This window comes from Hyphomicrobium sp. (assembly GCF_035572195.1).
Lineage (GTDB): Bacteria > Pseudomonadota > Alphaproteobacteria > Rhizobiales > Hyphomicrobiaceae > Hyphomicrobium_B.
In genome coordinates, this window is sequence record NZ_DATNBA010000125.1 from 1 (window position 1) to 5,821 (window position 5,821).

The window sequence follows — 5,821 nt, forward strand, 5'->3', positions numbered from 1 at the left end:
TTGCTGAGGGGCATTCGCGCGCTGCTGCACTCCGACGGCTACACGATCAAGGGCGTTCAGAAGATCCTGCGCGAGCAGGGTATCGATCAGGTCAAAGCGGCCGCAGCACGCCTGAGTGCCGTTCAATCGCAGAGCGCCAACACCAAGCGCACCGGACGGCAACGTGGGCGAAAGCCGGTAGCGGGCGCGTCTGCGAAGGAACTGCCGGTTCAGCACAAAGCGCGTGAGGCTAGTGAGGCTGAGAGCAATGGTGCCCGCCCGACGCGCATAGCTCCCAAGGTTCGGATTCTCGGAGCTATCCGCGAGCTTGAAATCGCCCGCGCCATCCTTTTGGGCCTGCCGCTCGATCAGGCCGGCGGCTCGGCGGGCGCAAAGAAGGCGCGCACGGCGCGACCGTGAGCGTTCCCCCTGCCGGAGCGACCGAAAAAGGCTGCGGCGGAGTGCACGTCGTCTTCGTCGACCTCACAGCTTCAGTTGCACTTCTCGAAGCTGCAGAACGAGAGGCGCCACGTCTCTCCGCTGACGACGTCGTGCGCGTCGAAAAGCTGGCGCACGATCCGGGACGCCAACGGCTGTGGCGCGCGTCGCGCATCGCGACACGGATCGTAATCGAGCGTGCCGCGGGCAGGGCGTATCGAAATATCGACTTCGCAATCGCTCGGAACGGGCGTCCGTACCTCGGGGAGGGGCCACCGTACTTCAATGTCTCGCACAGCGGCAATGCGGCCTTGATAGCGGTTTCGAACGCGGTTCCCATTGGTATCGATCTTGAGGAGGCGCGCGGTCTGACGATGACGGATGACCGCCGTCGACGCGTGATCGCGGCTGCCGCGCGGCTCGCTAACGGGCCGCCGGGCCCGCCGCGCATCGACGCGGACGGGGACGTCCTTCAAGCCTGGGTTCGCCTGGAGGCTGCGGCCAAGGCGCTTGGCACCGGCATCGGACAACTGCTGACGGAAGAGGGAGTGGTTGGCGGCGAAGTGGTTGGTGGCACCACGGCTGCCCATCGGCTCGACGTCAGAAACCTCGACGTTGCCAGCGCTTATTTTGCTGCAGTGGCCGCGCAGACGTTGCCTCGAGCGGTCGAAGTTCTCACGCTTCCGAATGACGCGGACGCGCTGGCGAAATTTCTATCATGCGCAGAAACGTAAAACGCCGCGCCAATGCGAGCGCGTTGCTCGCAAATACGCATGACGGCCTACGGCAAATAGGGAAACATCTTTGAAATCGGATTGCTGACCGTTCGCTGTTTGCGTTTGTGATGAACGCGCGGCTCTCTCTTGCCGTCATTCTTCTCCGCCCTGGCCTCTCGTTGAGGCTTTGAGGCTGGTTCTGATTCAGGCCATTTCGCCGGCTCGAATGCCATCGCCGTCTCGTCTTTGACGGCGAGAAGCAGATTCGACTCCATCGGCTTCCAACGATAGCCGATGCCGAAATCGATGGGTGTCGCGCGACCCTTGCCGAAGACCCGATAAAGCGTCTGCTGCGATTGGGCTGCGAAAAGCGGGATCGGTCCGACGTAGCGGCCAAACGGGTGCAGTTGCCAACCTTTAGCAAAGAAGCGGATCGGAATTCCTGAATCGTCCTGCAGCAGCGAGACGCTATGGGTCAGCAGAAATTCGCGGATGGTCGAAAACTTATCGGAGTGCATGAGATACGAGGCGCTTTTGACGAAACTGTCGCCGTTGCCGAGCTTGCCGCAGAACTTGAGAAAACCGCTGTTCTGAACTCCGCCTTCCGACACGTCCGTGCTGAAGTAGTAGAGCGTCCGCTTTTTCCCGACGTCGTCGGAGAAAATGATTTTCACGCCCTTCGCCGTGGGGTTCGCGATCTTGTCTTCTACCGGGTGGATCGATCCATCATTCTGCAGATCAAAAAGCGATACGTCGTAAATCGTCTTGCCGGATCGCGCCAGGAACACCATCAGGATCGGCAACGTTCCCGTTATCCGCCCCTCGTTGAGTTCCACCCGCATCGACTTGGTACGAAAGAAGCTATAGCTCAGCACCGAGTTGAGAGATGATCGCAGTTCGCGCAGAGCGCCTGCGAGCTCGGGCCGCGAAAGCTTACCCAAATCCGGCAACTGGCCTGGCGGCTCGAGGCCAGCCATGATGTAAGTGTCCGCCGATGGAAAGAATGCGTCGGCGTAAAGAAAATCCGGGCCGCTGAAGATGTAGAAAAGAACATGCTGCGGATTGGAGAAATTCTTGGCAACCAAGCTGCGGACCTTTGCCAGCTGCCGCTTTTCGAGGACATCCCAGGATTCGTCGAAGTTGCGGGCGTGTTGTTTCCAGAACGCATCGTTGGTGTAGGTCGCAAGAGGCGACCCCGTAGACGGCATCATTCCAGCAAGAAAGCGCGCCGTATCGTCGGCACTCGCGGCCGGACCGGCAATAGCCGCGCGCGGAACAAACGCCAGCCCGACAAGCAACAGCGCCAAGATCGATGCGGTGAAACGCGTTCTAGTCATGACTGATCCTATCAAATTCCTTGCCATGACCGAGGCGCGATTGTGAAAGGGCGTATATCGCCAAGCCGGCGAGCATTATTCCTAGGCCTGCAAACGACTGCAAAGGCCGCTCAATGAGCAGGTGATACATCATGAAGGCTGTGACCGCGAGATACACCAGGGGCGTGACAGGATAGCCCCACGTCCGGTAGGGACGCGCCAGACCGGGTGCGTTCCAGCGCAACACGATGACGCCGAGAACGGCGAGGAACGAGCAGAGTGTCAGGCTGAATTGGATGGTATCGAGCACGGCTTCGAAACTCTGCGTCATCAGCAGCAGCGTAACGATGACGAGCTGAAGCAGAATTGCCGTCGTCGGGACGCCGTTGCTTGACGTGCGCGACAAGGGGGCGAGTAATCCGTGATCGAAGCCCATCGCCATCGTGACGCGCGGACCTATCCAGGTCATGGCGCTGATGGACGAGACGAGCCCGATGCAGATAAGCGCGCCGACGATGCGTCCGCCGAAGTCACCGAAAATATACTTGCCTGCGATCAACGCGACATCGAGCTGCCCGGCCATCGACGCGATCGGCGTCGTGTAAAGGAAGACGGCGTTGAGCGCCACGTAGAGGGTGATTACAATCAGCGTTGCAGCAATGATGGAGCGCGGCAGGCTTACTGCAGGTTCGCGTATCTCGCCGGCGATGTAGGTCGCGGCGTTCCAGCCCGAATACGCATACATCACGAATACGAGGCTCACCGCGAACGGCGCGCTCGAAATGAAACCGAGATCGTTGTGCGATGGCGCAAAAGAGATCGGCTGCGGGCTACCATAAGCGAGCCCGGCAATAATCAGCGCGATGATCAGTGCGCCTTTGATCAGCGTCGAGACATTTTGAAATTTGCTGCTGTGCTTGACGCCGCTCAGATGCACGAGCGTGACGATCCACGTCACTGCGAGACTGAGCAACAGCGCCGGCGCGCCCGGCACGACACCTTTGAAATACACGCCGAATGCCATTGCCGCGAGCGCGATGGGCGCCGCGAAGCCAACCGTTGCTGAGATCCATCCGGCCAGAAACCCGACGGCGGGATGATAAATACGCGACAGAAAATTGTATTCGCCGCCGGAGCGGGGAAACGCCGCCGAGAGTTCCGCATAGGCCAGAGCTCCGCTCAGCGCCGCAATGCCGCCGATGATCCACAGCAGCAGGACTGAGAATGCCGAAGGGATGTCCTGGACCTGAAACCCCAGACTTGTGAAGACGCCGATGCCGATCATGTCGGCGACGGCCAGGGCCGTTGCGGTCATCGTCGAAACGGTCCGGACATCGAGACCGGATGTCATCGGAGACGGTACGGTGATACTGGTCGCGGTTGTCATGAGATCGCTAATTCATTGCCGATTCGGCGACAGTATTGACGCGGCCGCCGCGCAACAACGGCCGCGACGACATGTAAACGCCAAGTGGCCAAATTGCACCTAGCGTGTTGCGGCGTGGGTCAACGGACCTCACCTTGGATGTGAGCCGACAGGCATTCAACGATTTGGGCTCACGATATGGACAAGTTTGGACCTTAATGCGACGGCGGGAATCAGCGCCAGCTCGCTGTTTATTATGTCTCGCGAGGGTAAACGCAGCATTCACAAGAACCGGCGCTATAACGGAGTGCCGCTGGGCATGGCGGACAAGACCGCACAATTCGAACGACGGGCCTTTCTGGCGGCGGCGCTGGGCGCCGGGCTGGCGTTAACGGCCGGCATTGGCTCCGCAATGGCCGCGAAGAAAACCGCGAAGCGGCGTACGATCACGCCTTCGAAGACGCAAGTACAGTCGCGTAGCGGGCCTCTTAAAACGGCGAGGACAGCGCTCGTGCCCTTCGACACGGCGCCGTTTCCCTATCATGGGACGATGCCGGGCTCGAACGCACCCTTCATGAATGTCGACGAGGGCGGACGCAAGGGCCACAGGACCGGATCGGGCCGCGTCTATTGGGAAGATCAGACGTACAACGATCGCCGCGTTCTGCTTCACATCCCGAAGGGGTTTGATGTTCGGCGACCGGCCTTGATGCTCGTCTACTTCCACGGTCACGGAGCATCGCTCGAGCGCGACGTGCTCAACCGTCAAAAAGTTCCGGCGCAGATTTCGGCGTCGAATGCCAATGTCGTTCTGGTGGCGCCGCAGTTGGCGGTCGATGCCGCCGATTCCAGCGCCGGTAATTTCTGGCAGCCGGGCGCTTTCGGCCGCTTCATCGGCGAGGCGGGTCAAAAACTCGCCCGCATGCACGGCGACCGCAAGTCGCTTAGGACGTTTGCCAGCATGCCGATCGTGGTTGTCGCCTACAGCGGCGGCTATGTAGCGGCGGCCTCGGCCATCGAGCGTGGCGGATTAAAGAAGCGCGTTCGCGGCGTCGTTCTTCTCGACTCGCTTTATGGCGACCTCGACAAGTTCGCACATTGGATCGAGGCCGATCCGTCAGCGTTTTTTGTCAGCGTCTATCTCAGCTCGACGCGAACGCAGAACGCCAAGCTGGAAGACATTCTCACTGCCCATGACGTCGACGTCAGTCCCGAAATCAATCATCGGCTGGCCGTTGGAGGCGTGGCGGTCGTTCCCGGTGGCGACGTTCGGCATCGCGACCTCCTCACGCACGCGTGGGTGGACTATCCGATCATCGATTTGTTGAAACGGTTGCCCGAGTATCGCCGTTGAGCCGATCGACCGCGGTCCGCTCTTGAAGGTGGCACCGCGCAGATCAGGAGCGGAGAGGCGAGGCGCAATCGGCTTCCACGGGCGCTTCGGGCGATGCAACCATCCGGGTGTGTCGCGGATTTCGCGACTGGCCGTCGCCCCGGACGGTTACGGTCCCGAGTATCGCTTCTTGACGGCACAGGGTGCTTCCGATACCCAACCCTTGCGACTGAAGCGGTGCGGCTTGTTCAAGCACGGCTTTCACCGGGGTCGCTAGACGTCACCGTAAAACGTCGAGGACGGAGCGTAGCGCAGCCTGGTTAGCGCACCAGTCTGGGGGACTGGGGGTCGGAGGTTCAAATCCTCTCGCTCCGACCAACAAATTCAGCCCATCGCGGACGTATTCAGTCCTTTGTCGGTTTGTGGGCCGTTGTACGACATGTTCCAGTCGATTTTGTAGAGATAGGGAGTGCTTGTTTGAGGCTAATGCGTTGAGACGATGATGTCGGAACCCTGGCCCATCTCGTCGCTCGGCGCGTTGTCGGTCACAATGACTTGGGCTCCGACCCATACGAGTTCGGCGATACGTTCGCGCAGATCGTCTGCAACCTCAACTCGATCGAGCGCCGCAGAAGCCGTGTCGCCCTGAGGGACAGGCGCGTTGTCGGCTCTC

General features: G+C 60.4%; 4 protein-coding genes, 1 tRNA gene and 2 pseudogenes. 4 read left to right on the plus strand and 3 right to left on the minus strand.

Annotated features, from left to right (window positions below):
- Both VN623_RS10410 and VN623_RS10415 read left to right on the plus strand, forming a co-directional pair.
- A pseudogene (locus VN623_RS10410) lies at positions 1-399 on the plus strand (MerR family transcriptional regulator); the annotation flags it as partial.
- The gene (locus VN623_RS10415) at positions 396-1,151 is read left to right on the plus strand and encodes a phosphopantetheinyl transferase (protein ID WP_325570792.1); all 756 of its coding nucleotides are present in this window, start codon (positions 396-398) and stop codon (positions 1,149-1,151) included. The pseudogene VN623_RS10410 and the gene VN623_RS10415, both read left to right, overlap by 4 nt.
- A gap of 47 nt (positions 1,152-1,198) precedes the next feature.
- On the opposite strand, the gene VN623_RS10420 is transcribed toward VN623_RS10415, so the two are convergent.
- Together VN623_RS10420 and VN623_RS10425 are read right to left on the minus strand one after the other, a co-directional pair.
- The gene (locus tag VN623_RS10420; protein WP_325570794.1) at positions 1,199-2,470 is read right to left on the minus strand and encodes a hypothetical protein; all 1,272 of its coding nucleotides are present in this window, start codon (positions 2,468-2,470) and stop codon (positions 1,199-1,201) included.
- Entirely contained in the window at positions 2,463-3,800 is a 1,338-nt protein-coding gene (locus VN623_RS10425) for an APC family permease (protein WP_414653201.1), read from the minus strand. Before VN623_RS10425 ends, VN623_RS10420 begins: the two co-directional genes overlap by 8 nt.
- A 334-nt stretch (positions 3,801-4,134) precedes the next feature.
- Here VN623_RS10425 and VN623_RS10430 point away from each other — a divergent pair, with 334 nt between their 5' ends.
- Positions 4,135-5,169 (plus strand): alpha/beta hydrolase, encoded by a 1,035-nt coding sequence (locus VN623_RS10430; RefSeq protein WP_325570798.1) that lies wholly within the window; start codon positions 4,135-4,137, stop codon positions 5,167-5,169.
- A 279-nt stretch (positions 5,170-5,448) separates the two neighbouring features.
- Positions 5,449-5,526, plus strand: a tRNA-Pro gene (locus VN623_RS10435).
- Positions 5,527-5,631: 105 nt separating this feature from the next.
- Here VN623_RS10435 and VN623_RS10440 read toward each other — a convergent pair.
- A pseudogene (locus VN623_RS10440) lies at positions 5,632-5,821 on the minus strand (L,D-transpeptidase); the annotation flags it as partial.